Origin of the sequence: Rhodococcus sp. GXMU-t2271 (assembly GCF_041414735.1) — a bacterium.
Taxonomy (GTDB): Bacteria; Actinomycetota; Actinomycetes; order Mycobacteriales; family Mycobacteriaceae; genus Rhodococcus; species Rhodococcus indonesiensis.
The window spans coordinates 32,441-58,000 of sequence record NZ_JAUIZP010000031.1; the positions used below are offsets into that span (position 1 = coordinate 32,441).

The window sequence follows — 25,560 nt, forward strand, 5'->3', positions numbered from 1 at the left end:
ACCAGGGTAGGACCTCGGCGAGCGCCGCTACGACGGGCCGTCGGAGACGTGCGCCACCCGCCCGGCGACCGGGTCGAGATCGAACACCGCGCGCAGGGCGGCGAGGGTGTCGGCCGCGAGCAGCGCGTCGCAGTGCGGCAGCGCGGCCGCCATGGGCCCGGTCTCGGGACGGTAGCCGGGTCGGCCGGCCCGCGGGTTCAGCCACACCAGCCGGTGAGAGCGGCGACGTATCCGCGCGACCGCCCGGCCGAGCGCCTGCGGATCGTCGCTGTCCCACCCGTCGGAGGCGACGAACACGACGGCGCCGCGCAGCAGGTTGCCGTGGTGGGAGGCGAGCAACGCCTCGAAGCTGCGGGCGATGTGGGTTCCGCCGTAGCGGTCGACGACCGTGTCGTTGGCTCGGGCGACGGCGTGCTCGGCGGAGCGGTGCGCCAGGGTCGCGGTGAGCCGGGTCAGGCTCGTGGAGAACGCGAACACCTCGGCATCGCCGGCGCGCACCGCGGCCCGCATCAGGTGCAGGTAGGTGTCGGCGTAGCCGTGCATGGACCGGCTCACGTCGCACAGCACCACGATCCGGCGCGGCCGGCGGATCGGCCGGGCCCGGCGCAGACGGACCAGTTCGAAGCCGGTGTGCCGGGAGGCGGCGAGGGTGGCCCGCACGTCGAGGCGGCCGTGGTGGTGCGGCGTGCGGCGGCGGCCGGGGCGCCGCGGCCAGCGCACGCGGGCCTGCTCGAGCCACTGGCCCAGGAGGCGCAGGTCCTCGGGCCGCAGGTCGCCGAACGGCTGGTCGGCGCGGATCTCGACGGGGCTCGGCGCCCACGGCCCGGGCCGGGCCGTCTCGCCGGGGTCGCCGGAGCGGCGCGGGCCGCGGGTGTGCCACGGCACACCGGCCTGCGGCGCCCCGGGTGGCGCGTGCGGCCCCGGCACGGTGGTCTCCCCCGCGCCCGTCGTCCCGTCGGGGCCGCTGCGCCGGGCGTGCGGGTCGACGGCGATCACCTGCTGGTCGAAGACCTCGGCGAAGACGGCGTCGAACGCCTCGAGCGCGTCCTGCCGGTCGACGAGGGCGACCCGCGCGGTCCAGTACAGGCGACTGCGGGTGCGCGGCGGGTGCAGGCGCAACGCCCGCACCAGGGTCGCGGCGGCGGTCGGGGCGACGGGCACCCCGCCGCGGCGCAACCGGTCGGTGAGCGCGACGGTGAACGCGGCGAGGTCGACGCCGCGCAGCAGCAGCGCGCTGCTCACGCGCGGAACTCCTCGTACTCGGCACGGATGGTGGTCCGGTCGTCGGGGGTCTTGGCGAGCGCGGTCAGCGTCGCCACCGCACCGGGGTGGACCAGGTCCGCCACGCCGAGCGCCACGAGCGCGGACACCCAGTCGATGGTCTCGGCGATCCCCGGCGCCTTGTCCAGGTCCAGCCGGCGCACGGAGGCGACGAAGTCGGCGGCCGATTCGACCAGGGCGAGGTTCGCGGCGGGGACGGTGCGGCGCAGGATCGCCACGGCGCGGTCCCGGTCCGGATAGTCGATCCAGTGGTACAGGCACCGCCGGCGCAGCGCATCGTGCAGGTCGCGGCTGCGGTTGGAGGTGAGCACGACGATCGGGGGCTGCGCGGCGGCGAGGGTGCCGAGTTCGGGGATCGTGACCGAGTACTCGCCGAGGAACTCGAGCAGCAGCGCCTCGAATTCGTCGTCGGCCCGGTCGATCTCGTCGATGAGCAGCACCGGGACGGTGGGCCCGCGGTGGCGCACGCAGCGCAGCACCGGTCGTTCGAGCAGGAACTCCTCGGTGTAGAGGTCGGCTTCGCGTAGCGTCTCGCCGCGGGTTTCCGCGAGCCGGATCGCGAGCAGCTGCCGCTGGTAGTTCCAGTCGTAGAGCGCCTCGCTCGCGGCGAGACCCTCGTAGCACTGCAACCGAATCAGTTCGGTGCCGAGGGCGGCGGCGAGAGCCTTGGCGGCCGTGGTCTTGCCGACGCCGGGTTCGCCTTCGAGCAGCAGCGGCCGGCCGAGTTCCACCGCGAGATACAGGGCGGTGGCGGTGCCCTCGTCGAGCAGGTAGTCCCGGTCGTCGAACCGGCGGACGACGTCGTCGACGCCGTCGAACACGCTCATCGGCGGGCTCCCGGGGCCGACCCCGTCACGAACACGTGGCGTGTTCCTTCTCGTAGGCGCGACGGCACCCCGGGCAGCAGAACCACACATCCGTGCCGGCGTCGGACAGATGCGGGGTCTCGGCGGTCACGGTGACGGTCATTCCGCACACCGGGTCCACCGCGGTGCGCGGGGATGCGCTCGGCGCGGCGGGAGATCCGAGATTCTCGCGGCGGATCGCCTGCACCAGTTCGGCGACGATCGACAACGCGATCTCCGCGGCGGTGCGCGCCCCGATGTCGAGACCCGCGGGGGTGTGCACGCGCGCTCGTTCGTCGGGGCGCACCTCGGCCTGCGCGAGCACGTCGGCGCCGCGCCGGCGGCTGGCGACGAGCCCGACGTAGCCGATCCCCGCGTCGAGGGCGGCCCGGATGACACCCGGCTCCTCGCCACCGAGGCTCGCCACGACGACGGCCACGGCGTCGGCGGCGGGCGCGGCACCGGGCTCGAGGCGGTCGACCGCGAAGTCGAGCCGCGCGGCGAAGTCCGCGACGGCCTCGGCCACCGGCGTCGACCCCGACACGACGAGCATCGGGGCGGGTAGCTGCGGCTCGAGGAAGATCTCCGTCGCACCGCCGGACAGGCACGGATTGACCGCGACCACGGCCCCCGGCGTGTCCGGGAAGGTCTGCGCAGTTCCGGGCAGGACCCGCAGCAGGGTGCTCTCCCCCGTGGTCAGGGCCTGCCGCGCGGCGTCCCGCACCGAGGTCTCGGTGCACTGGCCACCGACGAAGCCTTCGATCGTGCCGTCGTCCAGTACCAGCGCGCAGTCGCCGGGCCGCGCGGACGTCGGCCGCTGGGCGCGCACCACGGTGGCACGGACGAACGCCCGGCGCCGGCGGGTCAGTTCCGCGGCACGCACCGTCAGGTCCATGTGACTCTCCCTGGTTCGGGGCCGGTCGGTCAGATCGGTGGGGTGGGCCGGCCCTGCATCGCCTCCCACACCCGCGACGGCGTCAGCGGCATGTCGGCGTGCCGCACCCCGAAGGGGCGCAGGGCGTCGACGACGGCGTTGACCACGGCGGGCGGCGAGCCGACCGTCGCGGACTCGCCGATGCCCTTGGCGCCGATCGGGTGGTGCGGCGACGGGGTGACGGTGAATCCGGTCTCGAAGTGCGGCACCTCCATCGCCGTGGGGATGAGGTAGTCCATGAGCGAGCCGCCGAGGCAGTTGCCGTCCTCGTCGAACTCGATCATCTCCATCAGCGCCATCCCGATGCCGTCGACGATTCCGCCGTGGACCTGACCCTCGATGATCATCGGGTTGATGCGGGTGCCGCAGTCGTCGACGGCGAGGAACCGGCGCACCGTCACCTCGCCCGTACCGGGATCGACGTCGACGACGCAGAAGTACGCCCCGTACGGGTAGGTGAGGTTCTCTGGGTTGTAGCAGATCTGGGCCTCGAGTCCGCCCTCGACACCCTCGGGCAGATCGCCGGCGCCGTGCGCCCGCATCGCGATGTCCTGGATGGTCACCGACGCGGTCGGATCACCCTTGACGTGGAAGGAGCCTTTGGTCCAGTCGAGGTCGGCGACGGACACCTCGAGCATGCCGGAGGCGATGATCCGGGCCTTGTCGCGGACCTTGCGCGCGACGAGGGCGGCGGCCGCGCCGGAGACCGGGGTGGACCGGCTGCCGTAGGTGCCCAGACCGAACGGGGTGTTGTCGGTGTCGCCGTGCACCACGTCGATGTCCTCGGGTGGGATGCCGAGTTCCTCGGCGACGATCTGCGCGAACGTCGTCTCGTGGCCCTGGCCCTGGGTCTGCACCGACAGCCGCACCACCGCCTTGCCGGTGGGGTGCACGCGCAGCTCGCAGCCGTCGGCCATGCCGAGACCGAGGATGTCCATGTCCTTACGGGGGCCGGCGCCGACGGCCTCGGTGAAGAACGCCACGCCGACGCCCATCAGTTCGCCCCGCGCGCGGCGCTCGGCCTGCTCGCGGCGCAACTCCTCGTACCCGACCATCTCCGCCGCCTTGCGCAGCGTGGTCGCATAGTCGCCGGAGTCGTACTTCCATCCGGTCTTGCTGGTGTACGGAAACTGTTCGGGGCGAAGCAGATTCTGCAGCCGCAGCTGCACCGGATCGAGCTCGAGATCGTAGGCCAGGCAGTCCACGAGCCGTTCGACGAGGTAGACGGCCTCGGTGATGCGGAACGAGCACGCATAGGCCACGCCGCCGGGCGACTTGTTGGTGTAGACGGCGGTCATGTGGCAGTAGGCGGCCTCGATGTCGTAGCTGCCGGTGAACACCCCGAAGAACCCGGCCGGGTACTTCACCGGGGCGGCGGTGCCGTTGAACGCACCGTGGTCGGCGAGGACCTGGGTGCGGATCGCGAGGATTTTCCCCTCGCGGGTCGCGGCGATCTCACCGACCATCACGTAGTCGCGTGCGAAGCCGGTGCTCACCAGGTTCTCGCTGCGGTCCTCCATCCACTTGACCGGCTTGCCGGTGACGAGGGAGGCGACGATCGCGCAGACGTATCCGGGATAGATCGGTACCTTGTTGCCGAACCCGCCGCCGATGTCCGGGGCGATCACGCGGATCTTGTGTTCGGGCAGGCCCGCGACGAGGGCGTAGAGGGTGCGGTGGGCGTGCGGCGCCTGGCTCGTCGACCACAGCGTGAGTTTGCCGGTGATCCGGTCGTAATCGGCCACGGCACCGCAGGTTTCCATCGGCGCCGGGTGCACCCGGGGATAGACCATCTCCTGCCGGGTGATCACGTCGGCCTTCGCGAACGCGGCTTCGGTGGCGGCGGCGTCCCCGGTTTCCCAGTCGAAGCAGTGGTTGTCGGTCTTGCCTTCGAGATCGGTGCGGATCACCGGGGCCTCGGGCGCGAGCGCGCGACGGACGTCGACGACCGGATCGAGGATGTCGTACTCCACGTCGATGAGTTCGAGGGCGTCGCGCGCGGAATACCGGTCCTCGGCGACGACGAAGGCGACCTCCTGGCCCTGGAAGCGGACCTTGTCGGTGGCGAGGACGGCCTGGACGTCGTTGGACAGGGTCGGCATCCAGGCCAGGCCCTTGTCCGCGAGATCGGCGCCGGTGACGACGGCCCGCACCTTCGGGTGGGCCTGCGCGGCGCTGGTGTCGATGCCGAGGATCCTCGCGTGCGCGACCGGGGAGCGCAGGATCGCCAGGTGCAGCATTCCGGGCAGTTGCACGTCGTCGACGAAGCGCCCGTGTCCGCGGATGAACCGCGGGTCCTCCTTGCGCAGCATGCGGCCGTGGCCGCAGGGCTTCTCGTCGTTGTCGACGGTGTCGAGCAACTCGGGGGTCGGGTCGACAGCGGTCATGACGGCGCCTTCTCGGTGGCGGGGTGCTCGGCGGCCCAGCGGACGGACCGCACGATGGTGGTGTAGCCGGTACAGCGGCAGATCTGTCCGGAGATCGCCTCGCGGATGGTCTGCTCGTCGGGGTCCGGGTTGCGGTCGAGCAGGGCCCGGGCGGTGATCATCATGCCGGGGGTGCAGAAGCCGCACTGCAACCCGTGGCAGCGCATGAATCCCTCCTGCACGGGGTCGAGCACACCGTCGCGCTCGAGTCCCTCCACGGTGCGCACGTCGTGACCGCTCGCCATCGCGGCGAGCATGGTGCACGACTTGACGGGCTCGCCGTCGACGGCGACGACGCACGTGCCGCAGTTGCTGGTGTCGCAGCCCCAGTGCGTGCCGGTCAGGCCGAGGTGATCGCGCAGGAAGTGGACGAGCAGCAGCCGCGGTTCCACCTCGGCACTGACCTCGTCCCCGTTCACGCTCATCGAAACACGCATCGGGTCAACCCCTTTCGGAGGTGGTGAGCCGCTCGACGGCGCGGCGCAGGGTCCGCACCGTGAGTTCCGCGGCGAGGTGGCGTTTGTAGTCGACAGTCCCGCGCTGATCCGCGACCGGGTCGCTCGCGGCGGCGGCGAGTTCGCCGGCCTCGCGGTAGAGGTCCTCGGACGGCGTCGCGCCGCGCAGCCGGTCGGAGATGCCGGCCAGGGCCTGCGGATCTGCCCGGACCGCGGTGAGGCCGACGCGGGCGTCGTCGATGGCGCCGTCGCTCATCCACACTGCGGCACCGGCGGCGGCGATCGCCCAGTCCCCCGTTCGTCGCTCGACCTTGGCGTAGGCGCTCGACCCACGTCCCCGTCGCGGCAGCCGGACCTCGACGAGCAGTTCGTTGGCGGCGGCGGTCGTCTCGTACGGGCCCAGGTGGAACTCGTCCATCGTCAGCGTCCGGCCGCCGCCCGGACCGCGCAGCACGACCGATGCGTCGAGGACCTGGCACACGGTGGACAGGTCCTCGGCCGGATCGGCCTGGCACAGCGACCCCCCGATCGTGCCGCGGTTGCGCACCACCGGGTCGGCGATGACCCGTTCGGCGTCCCGGAAGATCGGGAAGATCTCGGCGAGCGCCTCGGATTCGAGGAGTTCGCGGTGCCGCGCCAGCGCGCCGATCCGCACGACGTCGGGCTCGACGGTGATGTAGCCGAGTTCGCCGGCCAGGTCGTTGATGTCGATCAGACACTCGGGGGCGGCGAGCCGGAGTTTCATCATCGGCAGAAGGCTGTGCCCACCCGCGACGACCCGGGCTTCCTCGCCGCGTTCGTCCAGTAGAGCGATTGCGTGCTCGATGCCGGTGGCGCGCTCGTATTCGAAAGCCGAAGGTACTTGCATGTGGCATACCTCACATTTCAACTACCTACGGAGTGTATGCCCGCGCATGCCGGGCGACCGGCGGATTCGTCCCCCGATCGGGACAGGCGAGCCCACCGTCCCGGCAGCGCCGGGGCCTCGGTCCGGCCCGTACCGGCAAGCGGTTAAGATTTTGGCCGCGCCTCCGTAGCTCAGCTGGATAGAGCAAGAGCCTTCTAATCTCTAGGTCGCAGGTTCGAGTCCTGCCGGGGGCACCGTCAGCATCCGCGGCGTTCCCGGTCAGCCGCGCCCCCTATTGTCGCCGCGGCTGACCGGCGCCCGCGCGGCTGTGCCGGTCGTGGGCTGTGCGGTCACACCACGCGGGTGAGGCGTTCGGCGAGTTCCCAGAACTGCCGGGCCTGCGCGACGTCGTGGGACTGCGGGCTCGAGTCGATCTCGTGGTACTCGCCGTAGAACCGGCCGCCGATCCCGTCGAGCGACGGGTCGACCGCCATGAAGACCAGCGAATCGGTAGCCGCGTCGACGGACGTGGCGAAGGGCATGTGCGGTAATACGTGCGCCATGAACAGCCGCATCAGGCCGCGAGTGCTCGCGGCCGCAGTGGTGGGCACGAAACCGGGGCACACGGCGTTCGCGGTGATCGGACGCCCCTCGAGGCGGCGCTGGAGTTCGTAGGTGAACCACAGCACCGCCAGCTTCGAATTCTTGTATGCCCGGTCGGGGTTGTAACCGTGTTCGAGCTGGACGTCGGCGAAGTCGAAATCCACCGGCGCGCCGCGGGATCCTGGCAGGTGCAACCGCGAGGCGACGGTGACGATACGCGCCGACGGACTGCGCGCGAGTGCGGGCATGAGCAGTTCGGTGAGCAGGAAAGGGGCCAGGACGTTGACGGCGAGGGTCTCCTCGTACCCGTCGACGGTGAGCCGGCGTTCCTTGCTCGTCTGCAGGATGCCGGCGACGTGCAGCAGCACGTCGATCGGTTCGCCGCGCTCGGCTTCCGCGACGGCGAAGGACCGGACCTGTTGCAGGGAGGACAGCTCGACCCAGCGCGGCTCGACCCGAGCGTCGGGATCGGTGCGCTGTATCGCTTCGGTGGCGTCCTCCGCGGCAGCCCGGGTACGCGCGGTGAGCAGAACATGGTGCCCTCGGGCGGCGAGCTTCCCGGCCGTGACCCGGCCGAGCCCCCGCCCGCCCCCGGTGATCAGCACGGTCTTGCTCACTTGCCCGCGTCCTCCGTTCCGCTCCCGGGCGTCCCCGCGGACGACCGGCCGGCCGCGTGCACCCGCTCACGTAGCCGGGCGAGGATCGGGCGCTGCCCCTTCACGAGCTTGACGTCCGCGACGGCGAGCGGGAACCAGCGAGCGTCGTCCACCTCGGGGAAGCTCTGCACCTTTCCGGACCGCGGCGGCCACTCCAGGTCGAAGGTGTTGCTGCCGACGAAGGCGAGATCCGCGGCGGTCTCGGCGGCGTAGACGGTGACGATCTTCCCGGAGGGCTGCTTGAACCGGCCGAGCATCTCGTAGTCCACCGCGGGCGCGGTCATCCCGCATTCCTCCTCGAACTCCCGTAGCGCCACGGCGAACGGATCCTCGTCGTCGCCGTACACACCCTTGGGAATCGACCAGGCCGCCTCGTCCTTGCCGGTCCAGTACGGGCCACCCGGGTGCACGATCCACACCTCGAGCGCACCGGCACCGTCGATCCGGTACAGCAGAATCCCGGCGCTCGTGACAGCCATCGATCCACCCTTCCGGCACCGGCCTGTGCGCCCGCACCCACACGGTAGTTCTTCCGGGCAGACTGAGACCCGGCAACCGTGCCCCGAACCGGAAGGACCCAGCCGTGACCGATACGACCGGCGATCATCCCGTCACCGCCCGCGCGAACGGACCCGGCGTCGTGCTCGACCTGCCGGAAGGCCTCGGTGTCGCTCTCGACATCGCGCAGGCCCGCGCGCTGCTGGACCAGCTGCAGGCGGCGATCGAGGAGGCCGAGCAGCTGGAGGTCTGACTCCGGACAGCGGTGCCGGTTCGCGCGTACGCCTGCGCGGCGGGTGTCCGCCGATGATCATCGAGGGGCGGGTTCCGGCGATCGAAACGGGCCTGCCCGTCGGCGAGCACATCGTAGAATCGGGAAAACTCCTGTGGGCCTGTTCCGCAACGGCGCCGAGGGACAGACTGCCATGTACTCACCATCCGAGCCGGGCCGATGACGCGGCCCCCGGTCGAATCGCGCCCCCACGACCGCCGGCTGTCGGAGATCCCGGATGCGTTGGCATCCCGGCACCAGGCGACCGCCATGCTGCGCACCCGTCGCTACGCCGTGTTCCTGGACTTCGACGGCACCCTCGCCCACCTCGTGGACGATCCCGGTGCGGCCACCCTCGTCGACGGCGCGGCGGACGAACTCGCCCGGCTCGCCCGATACTGCCCGGTCGGCGTGATCAGCGGCCGCGATGTGGCCGACCTGCAGGCACGGGTCGGCGTGCCTGGCCTCTGGTACGCGGGTAACCACGGCTTCGAGCTCGTGGGTCCGGACGGCACGTACCACCGGCACGAGGCCGCCGATCGTGCGGTGCCCGACCTCGGGCGGATCGCCGTCGCCCTCCGGGACCGCCTGGCCGACGTGCCCGGCGTTCTGGTGGAACCCAAGCGTTTCGCTGTCGCCGTTCATCACCGCCACGTCGCCGCGGACCGGATGGGCGAGGTCCTCGCGGCGGTGCGCGATGCGGCCGGCCGGGACGGCGCGCTCCGCGTCACGCACGGACGCGATGTCACCGAACTGCGCCCCGACGTCGAGTGGGACAAGGGACGGGCGGTGGCCTGGGTACTCGAGCACGTCCGCGGCGCAGGCGACCCCATGCCGGTCTACATCGGCGACGATCTCGCCGGTGAAGATGCGTTCGGGGCCCTGCCGTCGACCGGGATCGGCGTCGTCGTGCGCCACCCGGGGGAGGGTGATCGGCGGTCGACGGCCCAGTTCGCGGTCGACGGTCCGGACCGGGTGCGCGAGATCCTGCAGCGGCTGGCGGATCTGCTCGGCAGCGATCCGGGGATCGCGCCGCCCCCGGACGACGCGTGGACGATGTTCTTCGACGGTTACGACCCGTCCACCGAGAAGCTGCGCGAGGCCCTCTGCACCGTCGGCAACGGCTACTTCGCCACCCGTGGCTGCGCTCCGGAATCCCGGGCCGACGGCGTGCACTACCCCGGCACCTACGTGGCCGGGATCTTCAACCGTCTCGACGACGAGGTATCGGGGAGCATCGTCGACCACGAGAGTCTGGTGAACCTGCCGAACTGGCTACCGGTGACCTTCCGCGTCGACGGCGGGCAGTGGTTCGACCTCGACTCGGCCGAACTGCTCGACTACCACCAGTACCTCGATCTGCGCCGCGCCGTCCTCACCCGGCGGCTGCGTTTCCGCGACGCCGCGGGCCGCACCACCTCGGTGCGGCAGCGCCGGTTCGTCGCCATGAACGTCCCGCACGCCTGTGCCCTCGAGACGACGATCGTGGCCGAGGACTGGTCGGGCCGGGTCGAGATCCGTTCCCTGCTGGACGGCACGGTCCGGAATTCCCTCGTCGAGCGCTACCGCGACCTGGCCGACGAGCACCTCGAACCGCTGCAGACCACCTCTCTGTCGGCTGATTCGGTGCTGCTGGCGGTGCAGACCAACCAGTCGCGGATACCGGTGGCGATGGCGGCCCGGAACACGGTGTGGTGCGGCGGGGAGCCGGTCGCTGGCGAGTGCCGGTTGCTCGGCGGCGACGGCCGGATCGGACACGAGATCGTCGTCGACGTCGAGCCGGACCGGCCCGTGACGCTCGAGAAGATCGTGACGGTGTTCACCGGGCGCGACCCGGCGGTGTCCGAACCGGCCGACGAAGCCGCCCGCTGGCTCCCCCGGCTGGGCCGGTTCGACGAACTGCTCGACGGCCACGTACTCGCCTGGGGATATCTGTGGGATCACCTGGGCATCGACTACGAGGGTCCGGGTCACGGCCACGCCCTGCGCGTCGTCCGGTTCCATCTTCTGCATCTGCTGCAGACGGTCTCGGCGAACACCACCGACCTCGACGTGGGCGTGCCGGCCCGGGGGCTGCACGGTGAGGCGTACCGCGGACACGTCTTCTGGGACGAGTTGTTCGTGTTCCCGGTGCTCAACCTGCGGCTGCCCGCGCTGACCCGGTCGCTGCTGCGCTACCGCTACCGTCGCCTGCGGGAGGCGCGCCGGATGGCACGCGAGGCCGGTCACCGGGGTGCGATGTTCCCGTGGCAGTCGGGCAGCGACGGCCGGGAGGAGAGCCCGCAGCTCCACCTCAATCCCAGATCCGGACGGTGGAACCCGGATCCGAGCCGGCGCCAGCACCACATCGGCATCGCGATCGCCTACAACGTGTGGCAGTACTACCAGGTCACCGGCGACCTGGAGTTCCTGATCGAGTACGGCGCCGAGATGCTCGTCGAGATCGCCCGCTTCTACGCCGATCTCGCCTCCTACGACGAGGATCGCGGCCGGTACAGCATCCGGGGAGTCATCGGCCCCGACGAGTTCCATTCCGGCTACCCCGACGCACCGTACGACGGGATCGACAACAACGCGTACACCAACGTCATGTCGGTCTGGGTGATCCTGCGGGCCCTCGAGACACTCGAACTGCTCCCGCTGCAGATCCGCTCGTATCTGACCCAGGCGCTGGGGCTGCACGCGCAGGAGACGACACGCTGGGAAGACATCACGCACAAGATGTTCGTCCCGTTCCACGACCGTGTCCTCAGCCAGTTCGAGGGGTACGAAGAGCTGGCCGAGCTGGACTGGGACGGCTACCGGCGGCGCTACGGCGACATCCAGCGACTCGACCGGATCCTCGAGGCCGAAGGCGACGACGTCAACCGCTACCGGGCGTCGAAGCAGGCCGACGTGCTGATGCTGTTCTATCTGCTGTCCTCCGACGAACTGCAGGAACTGCTGGGACGGCTCGGCTACCGGTTCCCGACCGAGGACATCCCGCGGACCATCGACTACTACATGGCGCGAACCTCGCACGGCTCCACCCTGAGCGGGGTGGTCCATTCCTGGGTGCTGGCCCGAGCCCACCGGGACGAGGCCGTGGACTACTTCTACCAGGCACTGAAGTCCGATATCGCCGACATCCAGGGCGGCACCACCATGGAAGGCATCCATCTCGCCGCCATGGCCGGCAGCGTCGACTTCCTGCAGCGGTGCGTGCCCGGCCTCGAGACCCGAGGTGGCCGGCTCCTGTTCTCCCCGCAGTGGCCCGAGCCGCTGGGCGCCCTGGAGTTCCCCATCTTCTATCGGGGCTACCGACTTCGCCTGCGCATCAAGGGCAGAGAGGTACAGGTGAGCGCGGGCCCCGGGAACCAGGCGCCGATCGAGATCGAATGCCGCGGCCACGTCGCGCACCTGCAGCCGGGAGGCACGGTTCGCCTGAGCTAGTGCGACGACGGACCGTCCTGCGGCGCGCGACTGCGAACGTCGATCGCCACAATTCCCGCGTGCAGGTCGAGGGTCATCCGTTCGGTTTCCCCGGTGGCTGTGTCCGACCGCGACATCTGCCTGGAACGGCCCTCGTCGATCACATGCCGGTGCGAGGGCGAGAACAGTGCCTGCATCTCCCCGAACACGCCCGCGGCACCGCCCCCGTCCAGCGGAGGTCGCCTCTTGCGCCAGTAGACCCAGCCTCGCCGCTCCGCCCACAACCCGAGCTGATCGAGCAGCAGCACCGCGGCGACGAGCGCGACTGCACCTGCCAGCAGATACACGACTCTCCTCCTGGTGCGGCGGACGACATGTCCGAGGATAGGACGCCGAGTCCCGTCGGCGCCGACCTCTCGGGACCAACGGCCCTGGAACGAGCACGGTTCCGCGGTTCACGATGAGAACGAGCCGGCTCCCGCGGGCCGGGACGGGGAGGATGGACCGTGGATTCTGCTGACTCGTATGTCCGGAAGCAGGCCGTCGTCACCGGCCTGGTGAACGTCGTCGTCAATCCGCTGCTGGCCTGGGCGGGCAAGCGCGGCACATCGTTCGTGCCGCTGTGGTCGGCGGATGGGATCGTCGTCGACATCGCGCTGACCGCGATCATCCTCTCGGTGCTCGTCGCCTGGTTCTCCGCCGCCGGGGTACGCCGGGCGCTGCGCACAGGACTCGACGCGGTCGACGGTCCGCAGCCCGGTCGGTGGCTGGCACGGTTGCCATCCGGTGCGTCCGCTCTCGGCTTGTCGCTCGGGGTCGCGGCCGCGGTTGTCTCCGTGCTCGCGATCTGGGTGCTGCACCTCCTCGGTGTGTCCGGGCTGTCGACGGGGTGGTTCCTGGTGCTGAAGGCCGTCTACGGCGGTGTCCTCGGCTACCTCGTCGCTCGCTGGGTGATGGTCCGGCAACTGTCGGCGAACCGCGCAGCGCAGATCGCCGGGAGCACCGATGCCGCACGGTGAACCTCCGGCGACCGAACGGCAGCTGCCGGTCTTCGAACAGCGGGTCGTACGCGCGCGGGTGGTCGACGCCCCGGCTCCGGACACCTTCGCCGCGATCCGGCGCGTCGACTTCATGCGGTCCCCGGTGATCGCCGCCCCCAATCTGGCCCGGCTCGCCGTCGACGCCCTGCGCACACCACGGCGCCGGGAGGTGCGGGCGCACCGCTCGGTCCGCCTTGCGGACCTGATCGGTCCGCAGGGCGGTTTCGAGGTCATCGCCGAGGAACCGGGGCGCGAACTCGTGCTCGGCTTCGTCGGCCGATGGTGGGAGCCGGACTACGGCCGCGTCGACTGGGATCCCGGGGCGCCCCTGTCGAGTATCTCGGTTCCCGAATGCGGGGTCGGCACATGGAGTTTCACCGTCCTACCGTATGACGCGCGGACCTGCGTCCTGCTCACCGAGATCCGGGTGCACGGCACCGACGAACGCGCCCGCAGACTCTTCCGCCGATACTGGACGGCGGTCGGACCGTTCGTGCGGGCCATGGCACGGCCGATTCTGTCGATGATCGCGGCCGAGGCCCGGCGCCGACCGGAAGTCCCCTCGTAGACATCGCACCGGCGGAACAGGGTGTGAGCCGCCGCAACCGGCCGCCCGCGCCGGTCAGGCCGGGTCGTCCGGCCGTTCGGCCTCGGGGGCGAGGGTGAAGTAGTTCTCCTCTTCCTGCACGAAGTGCAGCCGCAGCAGCGCGTGCAGCCCGTACAGGCAGGCGAGCAGGTCGTCGCACTGGTCCGGGCTCAGCCCGCCGGCGGCGTCGGCCTGCGCCAGATGTGTACGCATGCGGCGGCTGAGGCGGTCGATCTCGGCGTGCATCCGGCTCATCGTCGCGGTCGCCTCCCCACTGCCGAGCGGGACCGCGAGCGCCGGGTACAGCTCGGTGTCCTCGGCCCGTTCGTGCGGCAGCAGCGTGTCGAACAGGAACGTGTCGGTGCGGCGCAGCGCGGTGTGAGCGGCGGGCAGATCACCGGAGGCGAGCAGCTGGGCGGTGTCGCGCAGGAGCGACAGGTCGTCGCGCAGGACGTCGTGTTCGGCCGAGAACCGGTGCAGCATCGCCTCGGTGTCGTCGGGCAGCGCCAGCTCCCGGTCCCGGTCGCCGCGTAGGGCGCGCAGCGCGTTGAGGATGACCGCGACGTCGATGCCCTCCTGCAGCAGCGCACCCACCGCGGGGGGCAGGTATCCGAACGCGGCGAATCCCATGGCGACCAGCGACAGGCTCATCCCGACGACCGCGCTCTGCACGGCGATGCGCCGGGAGCGGCGGGCGATCTCCATGGCGTCGGCGAGCCGGTCGAGCCGGTCGGTGGTGAGCACGATGTCGGCCGCCTCCGAGCTCGCCGTGGATCCGCGGGCACCCATCGCAACTCCGACGGTCGCCGCGGCGAGGGCCGGGGCGTCGTTGACGCCGTCGCCGACCATCACCGTGACCGCCGCCTCCCGCTCGGCGCGGACGCCGTTCACCTTGTCGGCCGGGGTCTGCTCGGCGTACACGCCGTCGAGGCCGAGGACGGAGCCGATCTCCTCGGCCGGTTCGCGACGGTCGCCGGTGAGCATGACCAGCCGGTCCAGGCCGGCCGCGCGCAGCCGCCGCAGGGTGCGCGCGGCGTCGCGGCGCAGGGGGTCCACGAGCAGCAGGGCGCCGGCCAGATCGCCGTCGACGGTGACCCAGGTGACGACGGCGCCGTCGAGGGCGGCGCGGCTGAGCACCGCCCGCGCCCAGCCTGGCGCGTCGTCGGGCAGGACCAGGCTGCCGACGGTGACGCGGCGGCCGTCGACGGTCGCGGCCACGCCGGTACCGGCCTGCTCGGCGACGTCGGTGGGCAGCGACAGGGGCAGCCCGCGCATCTTCGCCTCCTGCACGATCGCCTCGGCGAGCACGTGCGGGGACAGCTGATCGGCGGACGCCGCCAGGCGCAGCACCTCGGTGCCGTCGCCGCCGGGTGCGGTGACGATGTCGGTGCCGGCGGGCCGGCCACTGGTGAGCGTTCCCGTCTTGTCCATCACCAGGGTGGTCGCGTGCCCGAGGTTCTCGAGTGCGCCGCCACTGCGGATCACCACCCCCAGACGCGAAGCGCGGGAGAGACCGGAGACGATCGCGACGGGCGCGGCGAGCAGAAGTGGGCACGGGGTCGCCACCACCAGCACGGCGACGGCGCGGGTGGCCGAGCCGCTGATCAGCCACGCGAGCCCCGCCACCGTCAGCGACAGCGGCAGGAACCACGCGGCGACCCGGTCGGCGATCCGCACCACCGGCGCGCTCTCGGCGGCGGCCTCGCGGGCCAGGCGCACGATCCCGGCGTAGGTACTGTCCTCGGCGGTGGCGTGGGCGTGGAGTTCGAAGGCGCCGCCGGCGGCGACGACGCCGCTGCGCACGGCCTCCCCGGTGCGACGCTGCACGTGCATCGGCTCGCCGGTGAGGACCGACTCGTCGAGCACCGCCAGCTCGGAGGTGACCCAGCCGTCGACCGGCACCACCTCGCCCGGTCCGACGACCAGGGTGTCTCCGGGCACCACGTCGCCGAGCGGCACGACCTCTACCTCGTCGCCGACGCGGCGACGGGCGGTGTGCGGCGCGTGCTCGAGCAGGGCGCGCAAGTCCTTGGTGGCGCGACGTTCCGCGGCAGCGTCGAGGGCCTGCCCGGACGCGAGCATCACGCCGATGAGCGCCCCGGCGACGTATTCGCCGACGAGCAGGGTGCCGACCAGGGACAGCACCGCGATCAGGTCCACCCCGACGCGCCCGCGCCGCAGCGCGTCGATCACCCACCAGACGGCGGGCAGGATCGCGACGACGGTGCCGGCGATCCAGCACGCGTCGGCGACGTCGTCCGCATCGAACAGCGTGGCGACGATGCCGGCCACCAGCGCGGTGAGGGTCACGGCGAGGAAGATCGGCTCGACCCACGTGCGCACCCGCTCCCGCCACGGAGCCTCGAGGGCCGGCGTGACAGTCATGACGCCCCCTACCTCGTCTCGGTTCGGGTCGGACTGCTCCGCATCGACGTTACCGGCACGGTCCAGCCGAGGCGGTCGGGCATTGGACACTCGTCCTGGTGGCACACGGAAACCTGTTCGACTACAACGGATTCATACCTCGAGGCGTGAGGTGAAATCACCGAAGTACCGAAAGGTTACATAGTGGACACCGACGATTCGATTCGCGAGCCGGCCACCTCCGATTCGCTCCGATTGCCCACCGTCGGCCCCGACGCTGCCCCACTGGGAATATCGTCCGCGGAGGCCGCCCTCGCGACGTCCCGATGGCGCTCGAATCTGGGGGGCGCGCTCGGCGCCGCGGTCTCGACGGGTGCCGCTGCGGTGATGGTGACTGCGGTCGCTCTGACCGGTACCGCGACGACCGTGTCCCGAGTGATGAACTTCGTCGGTATCTGACCCCCAGGCTTCGCCGGCAGGAAACGGGGTCGTCAGATCCCGCGTCCCGGGTTGAGAATCCCGGTCGGATCGAACGCCGCCTTGATGCGGTGCATGAGGGCACGTTCGACGGTGCCGACCTGCGTTTCCAGGTACGGCTGCTTGAGCACCCCGATGCCGTGCTCTCCGCTGATCGACCCGCCGAGCGCCAGGCATTCGGCGACCATCTCGTCGAACGCCTGCCGGGCGCGTCGCGCGACTGACTCGTCGGCGGCGTCGAACACGATGGTGGGGTGCAGGTTCCCGTCCGCCGCGTGCCCGAACGTGCCGATGAGCAGGTCGTGCCGCGCGGCGATCGTCTCGACGGCCGCGAGCATCTCGGGCAGCCGGGGCACGGGGACGGCCAGGTCGTCGAGGAGGGTGCTGCCGCACCGCTCGAGCGCGGTGAGCGCCACCCGCCGCGCAGCCATGAACTCCTCCCCCTCGACCGGGTCGGCGGTGTCGTACACCTCCGTCGCGCCCGCCGCGGTGCAGGCCAATGCGCACACCTCGGCTTCGGCGGCAGCGTCGCGCCCGTCGCACTGGACGAGCAACAGCGCGCCGGCCGTCTGGTCGAGCCCCATGTGCGTCATGTCCTCGACGGCGGCGATGGTGGTCCGGTCCATCAGCTCGACGAGGCACGGTTCGGCCTGCTCGCGGATCGCCAGGACCGCGGCGACGGCCTGCGCGGTGTCCGGGAAGCTCGCGACCACCGTGGCCGCCGCGGTTGCGGCGGCGCGCAGCCGCACCGTGGCCTCGACGATGACGGCGAGGGTGCCCTCGGAGCCGACGAGCAGTTGCGTGAGGTTCAGTCCCGCCACGTTCTTCCGGGTGGTGGCACCGGTGTGGATGATCTGCCCGTCGGCGAGCACCGCCTTGATGCGGGCGACATGGTCGGCCGTGACGCCGTACTTCGCGCAGCAGGTGCCGCCCGCGTTGGTGGCGAGGTTGCCGCCGATGGTGGAGACGGCGCGGCTGCCGGGGTCCGGCACATACCACAGTCCCTGCTGCGCCGCCGCCGCGGCGAGATCACCGTTGATTACCCCGGGTTGCACTGTGGCCGTGCGTGATTCAGGGTCGATCTCGAGGATGGCGTTCATCTTCTCGACGCTGAGCACGATGCCGCCGTCGAGGGCGTTGGCCGCGCCCGCGAGACCGGTGCCCGCACCGCGGGTGACGACGGGAATGCCGTGCCGGTGCGCGACGGTCAGGGTGGCGACGACGTCGTCGGTGTCCCGCGCCCGCACCAGGGCGAGCGGCATTCCGGCGGGCGTGAGCAGCGACTGGTCGCGCCGGTAGGCGAGCATCCGGTCCGGGTCGGTGACGACGGCGTCGCCGAGAATGTCGACGAGTGCGGCAACGGCCGGCTCGGTGTCGGGGACAGAAGTTACGGCGCCGGGGTTCACGGAACCATCCAATCGAGAACGGGGGTGGACTGCAGATAGATGACGACGGTGAGGAACACGAGCAACCCGAGGCTCCAGCCGATCAGGCGGCGCAGGACGACGCCCTCCGCCCCGGCCAGGCCGACTGCGGCGACCGCGACCGAGAGGTTCTGCGGCGAGAGCATCTTGCCGAGCACCCCCGCGGACGAGTTGGCCGACGCCATGAGCACGGGGTCGAGACCGGCCTGCTGCGCCGCGGTCGCCTGCATGACACCGAACAGCGAGTTCGACGACGTGTCGGAGCCGGTGACGGCCACGCCGATCCAGCCGATCAACGGCGAGACCAGGGCGAACACACCGCCTGCGGACGCGAGTGCCATGCCGAGGCCGGCGGTCTGACCGGACAGGTTCATCACGAAGGCCAGCGCGAGCACCGAGGTGACGGTGACGACGGTCCAGCGCAGCTGCACGAGGGTGTCGACGTAGGCACGGACGGCGCGGCGCACCCCGATCCCGTACATCGCGGCCGTGAGGGCTCCGGCGAGCAACAGCAGGGTGCCGGTGGCCTTCAGGTGGTCGAGCTTGAACGTCTGCGCGGCCAGCGGTGTGCCGTCGACATCGACGATGTCGAGGCCGGGCCAGCGGAACGACACGGTGCCGATCTCGCCGAGCCACGCCTTGACGACCGGGATCTGAGCCGCGGTGAAGATCGCGATGATCGTCAGGTACGGGGCGAGGGCCAGCAGGGTGCGCCGGGTCCGGCTGTATCCGTCGAAACGCGACGGCGGGGCGGCGATGCCGACACCCGTTCCGGCGCCGACCGGTGCGGCGAGGGCGGAGTCGGGCGTGGCGACCAGGCGCTCGCCCGGCTGCCATACCTTCAGCATGCCCAGTACCGCGCCGACCGTGACGATCGCGGCGACGACGTCGGTGAGTTCGACGGTGAGGTAGTTGGCGGTGACGAACTGGGCGAGGCCGAAGGTCAGTCCCGCGACGACGGCCACGGGCCAGGTCTGCCGAACTCCGCGGCGTCCGTCGACGAGGAACACCATCACCATCGGCACGACGGCCGCGACGAAGGGTGTCTGCCGGCCGGCCATCGCGGACAGGTCGTCGAGCGGCAGGCCGGTGACCCCGGCGAGCGCGAGGATGGGGGCGCCCATCGCGCCGAAGGCCACCGGAGCAGTGTTCGCCAGCAGGGACGTGCACGCGGCCTTCAGCGGTGCCATGCCCGCAGCCAGGAGCATCGCCGCGGAGATCGCGACGGGTGCGCCGAATCCGGCGAGCGACTCGAGCAGCGCGCCGAAGCAGAAGGCGATGAGGATGGCCAGGATGCGCTGGTCGTCGGAGACGGACCGGACGACCCGGCCGAGCTCCTCGAACCAGCCGGTGACCACCGTGAGCCGGTAGACGAAGAGGGCGTTGATCAGGATCCACAGGATCGGGAACAGGCCGTAGAAGGCACCCTCGGCGGTGGCGGCAGCCGCCTGGCCGAGCGGCATCCCCCACCCGGCGACGGCCACGAGCACGGCGAGCGCCAGGCCGACGAGAGCCGCACGATGCGCTTTCCACCGGAAGACGCCGAGCATGACGAACATCGCGGCCAGCGGAATCGCCGCGACCACGGCCGACCAGGCGAGGGAACCGCCGATCGGGTCGAGTGTCTGTTGGTACATGGACGCCCTCTCGTTGTGATGCCTGTCACCGATCGGGAGAAATTGTCAGACAAGTACACATACCTGTCAAGGGTGCATGTGCGGCGTCGTGCGAGAATGCAGGTGTTCGTGCAGGTCCGTGCGGGTGCGCGGAGAGCCGGAAGGAGCGGAGCGTTGGCCGGACGCGTCGAAGCCCTGTCGATCGTCGACGCCCTCGCCCTCGAGCTCCGCCGGCGGGTCTTCGCCGGTGAGCTGACACACGAGGATGCGCTCACCGAGGCCGAGGTGTCCCGCGCCTACGAAGTCGCCAGGCCGACCGCCAAGGCGGCCATCGAGAAGCTCGTGGGCGAGGGCCTGCTGCAGCGCAGTGCCCACAAGACCGCCCGCGTGCCCCACCTGGGTCCCGAGGACGTACGCGACATCTATCGCACCCGCGCCCACCTGGAATCCGTGGTGCTGCGGGCGCTGGCCGAGACCCGCACGGCGCCGGCGGCGGCCGCGGCTGCCAATGCCGAGATCGCCGCCATGACCGAGGCGGACCCCCTCACCGTCGTCGAACCCGACATGCGCTTCCACACCGCCCTGGTGGACGCGCTGGGCAGCCCGCGCACCAGCCGCATGTTCAGCTCGCTCGTGTCCGAGGTCCGGCTGTGCATGGTGCAGGTCCAGGGCAAGCAGCTGCTCACCACCGCGAGCATCGCCGCCGAACACCAGCAGATCCTCGACGCCGTCCTGGCCGGCGACGGCGAGGCGGCCGTCGAGGCGATCACCCGCCACCTCGGGCGCGCCCGGGAACGCCTCGTCGCCGCGCTCGGCGGCAGCCCGGGTCCGGAAGCCACCCTCCCGGAACCGGCGTAGCCGCCTCCCCCGCCGCACCGGGCAGACGCCGCGTGCGTGAGGGGTGGTCGCCACCCCTCGACGGGACGTCTCGTGCCTGCGCCTAGAATCAACGTGTTAACGCCATGTAACAGTCTCCTCACAGTCAGGTAGGTGAGCGTGTCGACCGCGGACCGCATTGCAGAGATCTACGAACAGGTGAAGGCGCGTAACGCCGGTGAACCCGAGTTCCATCAGGCAGCCGCCGAGGTGTTCGAGTCCCTGCACGTCGTTCTCGAGCGCCACCCCCGGTACTTCGAGTCCGGACTCATCGAGCGACTCACCGAACCCGAGCGGCAGATCATCTTCCGGGTGCCGTGGACCGACGACCAGGGCAACGTGCACGTCAACCGCGGCTTCCGGGTGCAGTACAACAGCGTGCTCGGCCCGTACAAGGGCGGCCTGCGCTTCCACCCGAGCGTCAACCTCGGCATCGTGAAGTTCCTCGGGTTCGAGCAGATCTTCAAGAACGCCCTCACCGGCCTGCCCATCGGCGGCGGCAAGGGCGGCTCGGACTTCGACCCCAAGGGACGGTCGGAGCAGGAGATCATGCGCTTCTGCCAGTCCTTCATGACCGAGCTGCACCGTCACGTCGGCGAGTACACCGACGTCCCGGCCGGCGACATCGGTGTCGGTGGACGCGAGATCGGCTACCTGTTCGGCCAGTACAAGCGCCTGACCAACTCCTACGAGTCGGGCGTGCTCACCGGCAAGGGCCTGACCTGGGGCGGTTCGCAGGTGCGCAAGGAGGCGACCGGCTACGGCGTCGCCTACTTCGTGGCGGAAATGGCCAAGTCCGTCAACTCCTCGCTCGAGGGCCGCAAGGTCGTCGTGTCCGGGTCGGGCAACGTGGCGATCTACGCGATCCAGAAGGTGCACCAGCTCGGCGGCATCGCCATCGCCTGCTCCGACTCCTCCGGCTACATCGTCGACCAGAACGGCATCGACCTCGAGCTGCTCAAGGACATCAAGGAAGTCCGTCGCGCTCGCATCAGCGAGTACGTCGACGAGCGTCCCGACGCGCAGTACTTCCCCGGTGGTTCGATCTGGGACGTGCCGTGCGACGTCGCGATCCCCTGCGCCACCCAGAACGAGCTGGACGAGACCGCCGCGAAGACCCTGGTGAACAACGGCGTGCGCGTCGTCGCCGAGGGCGCGAACATGCCCACCACCCCCGGTGGCATCGCGGTGTTCCGCGAGGCTGGCGTCGCCTTCGCTCCGGGCAAGGCCGCCAACGCCGGTGGCGTGGCGACCTCCGCCCTCGAGATGCAGCAGAACGCCTCCCGCGACTCGTGGCACTTCGACTACACCGACGAGCGCCTCGCCGGCATCATGCGCGACATCCACCAGAACTGCGTGGACACCGCCGCCGAGTACGGCAAGCCCGGCGACTACGTCCACGGCGCCAACATCGCCGGCTTCGTGAAGGTGGCCGACGCGATGTTCGCGCTCGGCGTCATCTGATCCGAACCCACGCCGACGGCGAGGGGCAGGCACCCGGATTCCGGTGCCCGCCCCTCGCCGTGTCTGCGTTCTCGGATCGGCCCGAGATACTTACATCTGCCCGCCGGACGGCTCGGACGACGACGGACCCGCGCTGCGCTCGTCGTCGGCTCCGGCCTTGCGGGCGGCTTCGCGCATCTCGATGCCGTCGCTGATCCAGTCCCCGATCTCCCGGGTGACCTCGCGGACCGCACCGGTGATGATGCCCGCGATGTTGCCGACGTGCGTCGCCGCGGACTCGGTCAGTTCCTGAAGCGTGTCCTTGTTGCGTTCGAACCTACCCACCATGGCGGTACCCCCTTCAGGCGCTGTCGTGGGCGAGGGTACCCGCGACCGGAACGCTGCGCTCGATGAGCACCGACGTCGTGGGTTCCTCCGTGACCCAGCTCGGCGGCAGGGCCAGCTTCACGATCTTGCACCACACCGAGCCGACCTGGGCGAGCAGACCGCCGGTGTTGTAGGGCAGGCCGTGCCGCTCGCACAGCTCCCGCACCTGGGGTGCCAGCTCCGGGTAACGGTGCGCCGGCAAGTCCGGGAAAAGGTGGTGCTCGATCTGGTGCGAGAGGTTGCCGGACATGATGTGGAACAGCGGGGTGCCGGTGATGTTCGCGCTGCCGAGCAACTGGCGCACATACCACTCGCCGCGGGTCTCGTGCGCGGTCTCCTCCTCGGTGAAGGACTGCACCCCCGACGGGAAGTGCCCGCAGAAGATGATGGAGAAGGCCCATACGTTGCGGACGAGGTTGGCGGCAGCGTTGCCGAGCAGCGTCGGCACGAACATCGGCCCGGACAGCAGCGGGAAGGCGACGTAGTCCTTGATCACCTGGCCCCGCGCCTTGCGCCACCAGCCCCGGGCGAGCGGGATCACGTCGCGCCAGCTGCGTTTACCGGCGACCACGTTCTCGACCTCGGCGTCGTGCAGCATCACGCCCCACTCGAACAACAGCATCAGCGCCGTCGCGTAGACGGGATTGCCGAGGTAGTACGGGTGCCAGCGCTGCGCCGGGTCCATCCGCAGGATGCCGTAGCCGACGTCGCGGTCCATGCCGAGGATGTTGGTGTAGGTGTGGTGCAGGAAGTTGTGCGAGTGCCGCCACTGGTCGGCGGGACATACGGTGTCCCACTCGAAGTTGCGGGAGTTCAGTTCCGGTTCCCGCATCCAGTCGTACTGGCCGTGCATCACATTGTGGCCGATCTCCATGTTGTCGAGGATCTTCGACACGCTCAGGGCGGCCACCCCCGCCACCCAGGCCGGCGGCAGGAATCCCACGAACAGCAGTGCGCGACCGGCGATCTCGAAGCGGCGCTGCGTCCCGACGATGCGGTAGATGTACTCACGGTCGGCCGCGCCGAGCGAGGCGACGGTGCGTTCGCGCAGCGCGTCGAGTTCACGGCCGATCTCCTCGACCTGCTCGCGGCGCAGCACGACCGGTGACGGGTCGGGTTCGCGACGGCCGGCCAGGAAGGCGGGAAGGGGAAGGGACAAACCGAACATGCTGTCCTCCAAGTGTTTCGATTGGGTCAGAGGTCGAAGGCCGCGTCGCCGAGAGGGACGTTGACGCAGATCTGCACCTCGGCGCCGGGCTCGTCGTCGGTCTCGCCGGTGCGCACGTCGCGGGTGCAGCCGGACAACCGGGTCACCGTGCAGGAGTGGCAGATTCCCATGCGGCAGCCGTGCTCGGGGGTAAGTCCGGCCGCCTCGGCCTGTTCGAGCGCGGTGACGCCGCTGTTATCGGCGTGGATCCCGGAGGCGGCGAAGGTCACGGTGCCGGTCGCGTCGTCGTCGCGGACCACGACGGGCGGGGTGAACTGCTCGGTGTGCAGCAGATGCGCGGCGTCGGCGTCGCCGTAGACGGCCCGCACGCCGTCGACGAGGCCGACTGGGCCACAGACGTAGGCGGGCGCGCCGGCGAACCAGGGTGCGACCCGCTCGAGATGGCCCCGCTCGAAGTGACCCCGCACGGCACCGTCCGCCGCCCGGGTGTAGGCGAAGGTCACGTCGATGCCGGGGTGGGTGCCGGCCAGGGATTCGATGGACTCGCGGTGCGGCACGTGCGCGGCAGTGGGCGCGTAGTGCAGGAAGGCGACGGTCCCGGAGTAACCCTCGTCGGCGAGGGTGCGCAGCATCGACAGCACCGGAGTGATGCCACTGCCGCCGCTGACGAGCACGAGCCGTTCCGGTCGCTGCACCGGCAGGCAGAATTCGCCCGCGGCGGCCGCGAGATCGACGACGTCGCCCGCGGCGGCGTGCTCGTGCAGGTGCCGTGAGACGACACCGTCCGGCCGCACTCCGACGGTGAGTTGGATGTGCCCGTCGGCGCGATGCTGGGAACTCACCGGCGAAAAGGTGCGGCTGTGCCGCACGCCGTCCACCACCACACCGAGTTGCAGGTGCTGGCCGGCCCGGAATTCGAGGGGCCGGGCCGGACGCAACTCGAGCGTCACCGACCCGGGGACGGTTCGGTCAACGTGCGTGATCCGGGCCCGGGTGCGCTGCACAGCCAGGAGAGGATCGGCCAGTTCGAGGTACCGGTCCGGGTGATGCGGCGCAGAGAGCACGCGCAGCGCCTCGAGCAGGACTTTTCGGCCGATGTCCGGCCCCGCGGCGCGTCGGGCGCGGTGAAGCAGTGTCATGGCGTCGCCCCTCTCGAGCGAGAATCCAATTTCAGTGTACAAACGTGCACTGAACTCAGTGTGCCAGGGCGGCCCGGTCCGCTGTCAACGTCGATGTGGCCGCCGTCACCCCCGTCCTGGGCCGCCGGTTCACCGCACTGCCTAGACTCGGATCCGTGTCCGCAGCCCCCGTTCCCGAACCCGCGACGCGGGCTGCGCGCAAGGAGCGCACCCGCCAGGCCCTGCTCGACGCGGCGCTCGAACTCTCGGCCGATCGCAGCTTCGCCACGGTGAGCCTGCGCGAGGTGGCCCGGCGGGCCGGAATCGTGCCGACGGCGTTCTACCGTCACTTCGACTCGATGGAAGAACTCGGCGTCGCGCTCGCCGCCGACACCATGCGCATGCTCCGCCGGCTGCTGCGCGAGGCCCGGCGCACGCGCAGCCCGTCCTCGGCGCGGACATCGCTCGAGACCCTGGTGCGGCAGGTCCGCGCCCACGAACAGGCGTTTCGTTTCCTCGCCCGCGAACGCCACGGCGGCCAGCCGGCCGTCGCGCGCACCGTCACCGTCGAATTGCGGCTGATCACCAGCGAACTGTCCGTCGATCTCTCCCGCATGCCCGGCATGGCGGAGTGGGATGTCGACGACCTCGAGATGGCGGCCGACCTCCTGGTCACCGCCATGCTCGAGGTGGTGCTCGAACTGCTCGACGTGGACCGGCCCGGCGGACCGGCGGAAGCCGAGGTCCTGGCGCGCGCGGAGAAGCAGATGCGGCTCATCGTCCTCGGCATGGGAGCCTGGAAACCTACCCACCGCTGACGGCAGGCCGTACGGT

General features: G+C 70.8%; 23 protein-coding genes and 1 tRNA gene. 9 read left to right on the top strand and 15 right to left on the bottom strand.

What is annotated here, in order from left to right; genetic code table 11:
* Positions 1-27: 27 nt before the first annotated feature.
* The 6 genes from QYS60_RS12785 to QYS60_RS12810 are packed head-to-tail and all read right to left on the bottom strand — an operon-like array spanning position 28 to position 6,809.
* Positions 28-1,242 (bottom strand): VWA domain-containing protein, encoded by a 1,215-nt coding sequence (locus tag QYS60_RS12785; protein ID WP_371383347.1) that lies wholly within the window; start codon positions 1,240-1,242, stop codon positions 28-30.
* Positions 1,239-2,108, bottom strand: a complete 870-nt coding sequence (locus tag QYS60_RS12790; RefSeq protein WP_003936859.1) for a MoxR family ATPase — start codon at positions 2,106-2,108, stop codon at positions 1,239-1,241. Before QYS60_RS12790 ends, QYS60_RS12785 begins: the two co-directional genes overlap by 4 nt.
* Before the next feature lie 25 nt (positions 2,109-2,133).
* The gene (locus QYS60_RS12795; protein ID WP_371383348.1) at positions 2,134-3,021 is read right to left on the bottom strand and encodes an XdhC family protein; all 888 of its coding nucleotides are present in this window, start codon (positions 3,019-3,021) and stop codon (positions 2,134-2,136) included.
* A gap of 29 nt (positions 3,022-3,050) precedes the next feature.
* Positions 3,051-5,447: an aerobic carbon-monoxide dehydrogenase large subunit gene (locus QYS60_RS12800; RefSeq protein ID WP_371383349.1), complete on the bottom strand. Its 2,397-nt coding sequence runs from the start codon at positions 5,445-5,447 to the stop codon at positions 3,051-3,053.
* Positions 5,444-5,923 (bottom strand): (2Fe-2S)-binding protein, encoded by a 480-nt coding sequence (locus QYS60_RS12805; protein WP_059174771.1) that lies wholly within the window; start codon positions 5,921-5,923, stop codon positions 5,444-5,446. The genes QYS60_RS12800 and QYS60_RS12805 overlap by 4 nt, the downstream gene beginning before the upstream one ends.
* Positions 5,924-5,927: 4 nt before the next feature.
* On the bottom strand, positions 5,928-6,809 hold the full coding sequence (locus QYS60_RS12810) for a xanthine dehydrogenase family protein subunit M (protein WP_371383350.1): 882 nt from the start codon (positions 6,807-6,809) through the stop codon (positions 5,928-5,930).
* Between the two features lie 159 nt (positions 6,810-6,968).
* On the opposite strand from QYS60_RS12810, the gene QYS60_RS12815 reads away from it, so the two are divergent.
* Positions 6,969-7,042, top strand: a tRNA-Arg gene (locus QYS60_RS12815).
* Between the two features lie 96 nt (positions 7,043-7,138).
* Here the strand turns inward: QYS60_RS12815 and QYS60_RS12820 are convergent.
* Positions 7,139-8,008 carry an SDR family NAD(P)-dependent oxidoreductase gene (locus tag QYS60_RS12820; protein ID WP_003936854.1) on the bottom strand — a complete coding sequence of 290 codons (870 nt, stop codon included), beginning with the start codon at positions 8,006-8,008 and terminating at the stop codon, positions 7,139-7,141.
* Complete coding sequence (locus QYS60_RS12825) at positions 8,005-8,526, bottom strand: NUDIX domain-containing protein (RefSeq protein WP_371383351.1); 522 nt, start codon at positions 8,524-8,526, stop codon at positions 8,005-8,007. The genes QYS60_RS12820 and QYS60_RS12825 overlap by 4 nt, the downstream gene beginning before the upstream one ends.
* A 104-nt stretch (positions 8,527-8,630) precedes the next feature.
* Here QYS60_RS12825 and QYS60_RS12830 point away from each other — a divergent pair, with 104 nt between their 5' ends.
* Positions 8,631-8,798, top strand: a complete 168-nt coding sequence (locus tag QYS60_RS12830) for a hypothetical protein (RefSeq protein WP_017681093.1) — start codon at positions 8,631-8,633, stop codon at positions 8,796-8,798.
* Positions 8,799-8,996: 198 nt separating this feature from the next.
* Positions 8,997-12,248 carry a trehalose-phosphatase gene (gene otsB / locus QYS60_RS12835; RefSeq protein WP_003936852.1) on the top strand — a complete coding sequence of 1,084 codons (3,252 nt, stop codon included), beginning with the start codon at positions 8,997-8,999 and terminating at the stop codon, positions 12,246-12,248.
* On the opposite strand, the gene QYS60_RS12840 is transcribed toward otsB, so the two are convergent.
* The gene (locus QYS60_RS12840; RefSeq protein ID WP_371383352.1) at positions 12,245-12,574 is read right to left on the bottom strand and encodes a DUF6191 domain-containing protein; all 330 of its coding nucleotides are present in this window, start codon (positions 12,572-12,574) and stop codon (positions 12,245-12,247) included. The two genes, otsB and QYS60_RS12840, sit on opposite strands and share 4 nt — an antisense overlap.
* Positions 12,575-12,733: 159 nt before the next feature.
* Between QYS60_RS12840 and QYS60_RS12845 the strand changes: the two genes are divergently transcribed.
* Positions 12,734-13,246: a hypothetical protein gene (locus QYS60_RS12845; RefSeq protein ID WP_003936850.1), complete on the top strand. Its 513-nt coding sequence runs from the start codon at positions 12,734-12,736 to the stop codon at positions 13,244-13,246.
* Positions 13,233-13,835: a hypothetical protein gene (locus QYS60_RS12850; RefSeq protein WP_040271668.1), complete on the top strand. Its 603-nt coding sequence runs from the start codon at positions 13,233-13,235 to the stop codon at positions 13,833-13,835. Before QYS60_RS12845 ends, QYS60_RS12850 begins: the two co-directional genes overlap by 14 nt.
* 54 nt (positions 13,836-13,889) lie before the next feature.
* Here the strand turns inward: QYS60_RS12850 and QYS60_RS12855 are convergent, their stop codons facing one another.
* The gene (locus tag QYS60_RS12855) at positions 13,890-16,238 is read right to left on the bottom strand and encodes a heavy metal translocating P-type ATPase (RefSeq protein ID WP_371383353.1); all 2,349 of its coding nucleotides are present in this window, start codon (positions 16,236-16,238) and stop codon (positions 13,890-13,892) included.
* 183 nt (positions 16,239-16,421) lie between these two features.
* Here QYS60_RS12855 and QYS60_RS12860 point away from each other — a divergent pair, with 183 nt between their 5' ends.
* A complete protein-coding gene (locus tag QYS60_RS12860; protein ID WP_003936847.1) occupies positions 16,422-16,676 on the top strand; it encodes a hypothetical protein in 255 nt (84 codons plus the stop codon).
* A 32-nt stretch (positions 16,677-16,708) separates the two neighbouring features.
* Here the strand turns inward: QYS60_RS12860 and QYS60_RS12865 are convergent, their stop codons facing one another.
* Both QYS60_RS12865 and QYS60_RS12870 read right to left on the bottom strand, forming a co-directional pair.
* Positions 16,709-18,100: an FAD-binding oxidoreductase gene (locus QYS60_RS12865; RefSeq protein ID WP_371383354.1), complete on the bottom strand. Its 1,392-nt coding sequence runs from the start codon at positions 18,098-18,100 to the stop codon at positions 16,709-16,711.
* Positions 18,097-19,755 (bottom strand): L-lactate permease, encoded by a 1,659-nt coding sequence (locus QYS60_RS12870; protein ID WP_054373834.1) that lies wholly within the window; start codon positions 19,753-19,755, stop codon positions 18,097-18,099. The genes QYS60_RS12865 and QYS60_RS12870 overlap by 4 nt, the downstream gene beginning before the upstream one ends.
* Before the next feature lie 153 nt (positions 19,756-19,908).
* On the opposite strand from QYS60_RS12870, the gene QYS60_RS12875 reads away from it, so the two are divergent.
* Positions 19,909-20,592: a GntR family transcriptional regulator gene (locus QYS60_RS12875; RefSeq protein WP_371383355.1), complete on the top strand. Its 684-nt coding sequence runs from the start codon at positions 19,909-19,911 to the stop codon at positions 20,590-20,592.
* Positions 20,593-20,730: 138 nt separating this feature from the next.
* The gene (gene gdhA, locus QYS60_RS12880; RefSeq protein ID WP_003936843.1) at positions 20,731-22,074 is read left to right on the top strand and encodes an NADP-specific glutamate dehydrogenase; all 1,344 of its coding nucleotides are present in this window, start codon (positions 20,731-20,733) and stop codon (positions 22,072-22,074) included.
* A 90-nt stretch (positions 22,075-22,164) separates the two neighbouring features.
* On the opposite strand, the gene QYS60_RS12885 is transcribed toward gdhA, so the two are convergent.
* The 3 genes from QYS60_RS12885 to QYS60_RS12895 are packed head-to-tail and all read right to left on the bottom strand — an operon-like array spanning position 22,165 to position 24,747.
* Complete coding sequence (locus QYS60_RS12885) at positions 22,165-22,401, bottom strand: hypothetical protein (RefSeq protein WP_371383356.1); 237 nt, start codon at positions 22,399-22,401, stop codon at positions 22,165-22,167.
* Positions 22,402-22,414: 13 nt separating this feature from the next.
* Entirely contained in the window at positions 22,415-23,608 is a 1,194-nt protein-coding gene (locus QYS60_RS12890) for a fatty acid desaturase (RefSeq protein ID WP_371383357.1), read from the bottom strand.
* A 26-nt stretch (positions 23,609-23,634) separates the two neighbouring features.
* Entirely contained in the window at positions 23,635-24,747 is a 1,113-nt protein-coding gene (locus QYS60_RS12895; protein WP_371383358.1) for a ferredoxin reductase, read from the bottom strand.
* Between the two features lie 95 nt (positions 24,748-24,842).
* Here QYS60_RS12895 and QYS60_RS12900 point away from each other — a divergent pair, with 95 nt between their 5' ends.
* Positions 24,843-25,544: a TetR family transcriptional regulator gene (locus QYS60_RS12900; RefSeq protein WP_003936839.1), complete on the top strand. Its 702-nt coding sequence runs from the start codon at positions 24,843-24,845 to the stop codon at positions 25,542-25,544.
* The last annotated feature ends 16 nt before the right edge of the window (positions 25,545-25,560 follow it).

Bases quoted from the DNA above. Each gene is read 5' to 3' on its own strand.
- QYS60_RS12870 (WP_054373834.1), bottom strand. From the start codon at position 19,755: ATGTACCAACAGACACTCGACCCGATCGGCGGTTCCCTCGCCTGGTCG.
- QYS60_RS12795 (WP_371383348.1), bottom strand. From the start codon at position 3,021: ATGGACCTGACGGTGCGTGCCGCGGAACTGACCCGCCGGCGCCGGGCG.
- QYS60_RS12855 (WP_371383353.1), bottom strand. From the start codon at position 16,238: ATGACTGTCACGCCGGCCCTCGAGGCTCCGTGGCGGGAGCGGGTGCGC.
- QYS60_RS12850 (WP_040271668.1), top strand. From the start codon at position 13,233: ATGCCGCACGGTGAACCTCCGGCGACCGAACGGCAGCTGCCGGTCTTC.
- QYS60_RS12890 (WP_371383357.1), bottom strand. From the start codon at position 23,608: ATGTTCGGTTTGTCCCTTCCCCTTCCCGCCTTCCTGGCCGGCCGTCGC.
- QYS60_RS12895 (WP_371383358.1), bottom strand. From the start codon at position 24,747: ATGACACTGCTTCACCGCGCCCGACGCGCCGCGGGGCCGGACATCGGC.
- QYS60_RS12790 (WP_003936859.1), bottom strand. From the start codon at position 2,108: ATGAGCGTGTTCGACGGCGTCGACGACGTCGTCCGCCGGTTCGACGAC.
- QYS60_RS12805 (WP_059174771.1), bottom strand. From the start codon at position 5,923: ATGCGTGTTTCGATGAGCGTGAACGGGGACGAGGTCAGTGCCGAGGTG.
- otsB (WP_003936852.1), top strand. From the start codon at position 8,997: ATGACGCGGCCCCCGGTCGAATCGCGCCCCCACGACCGCCGGCTGTCG.
- QYS60_RS12825 (WP_371383351.1), bottom strand. From the start codon at position 8,526: ATGGCTGTCACGAGCGCCGGGATTCTGCTGTACCGGATCGACGGTGCC.
- QYS60_RS12885 (WP_371383356.1), bottom strand. From the start codon at position 22,401: ATGGTGGGTAGGTTCGAACGCAACAAGGACACGCTTCAGGAACTGACC.
- QYS60_RS12810 (WP_371383350.1), bottom strand. From the start codon at position 6,809: ATGCAAGTACCTTCGGCTTTCGAATACGAGCGCGCCACCGGCATCGAG.
- QYS60_RS12800 (WP_371383349.1), bottom strand. From the start codon at position 5,447: ATGACCGCTGTCGACCCGACCCCCGAGTTGCTCGACACCGTCGACAAC.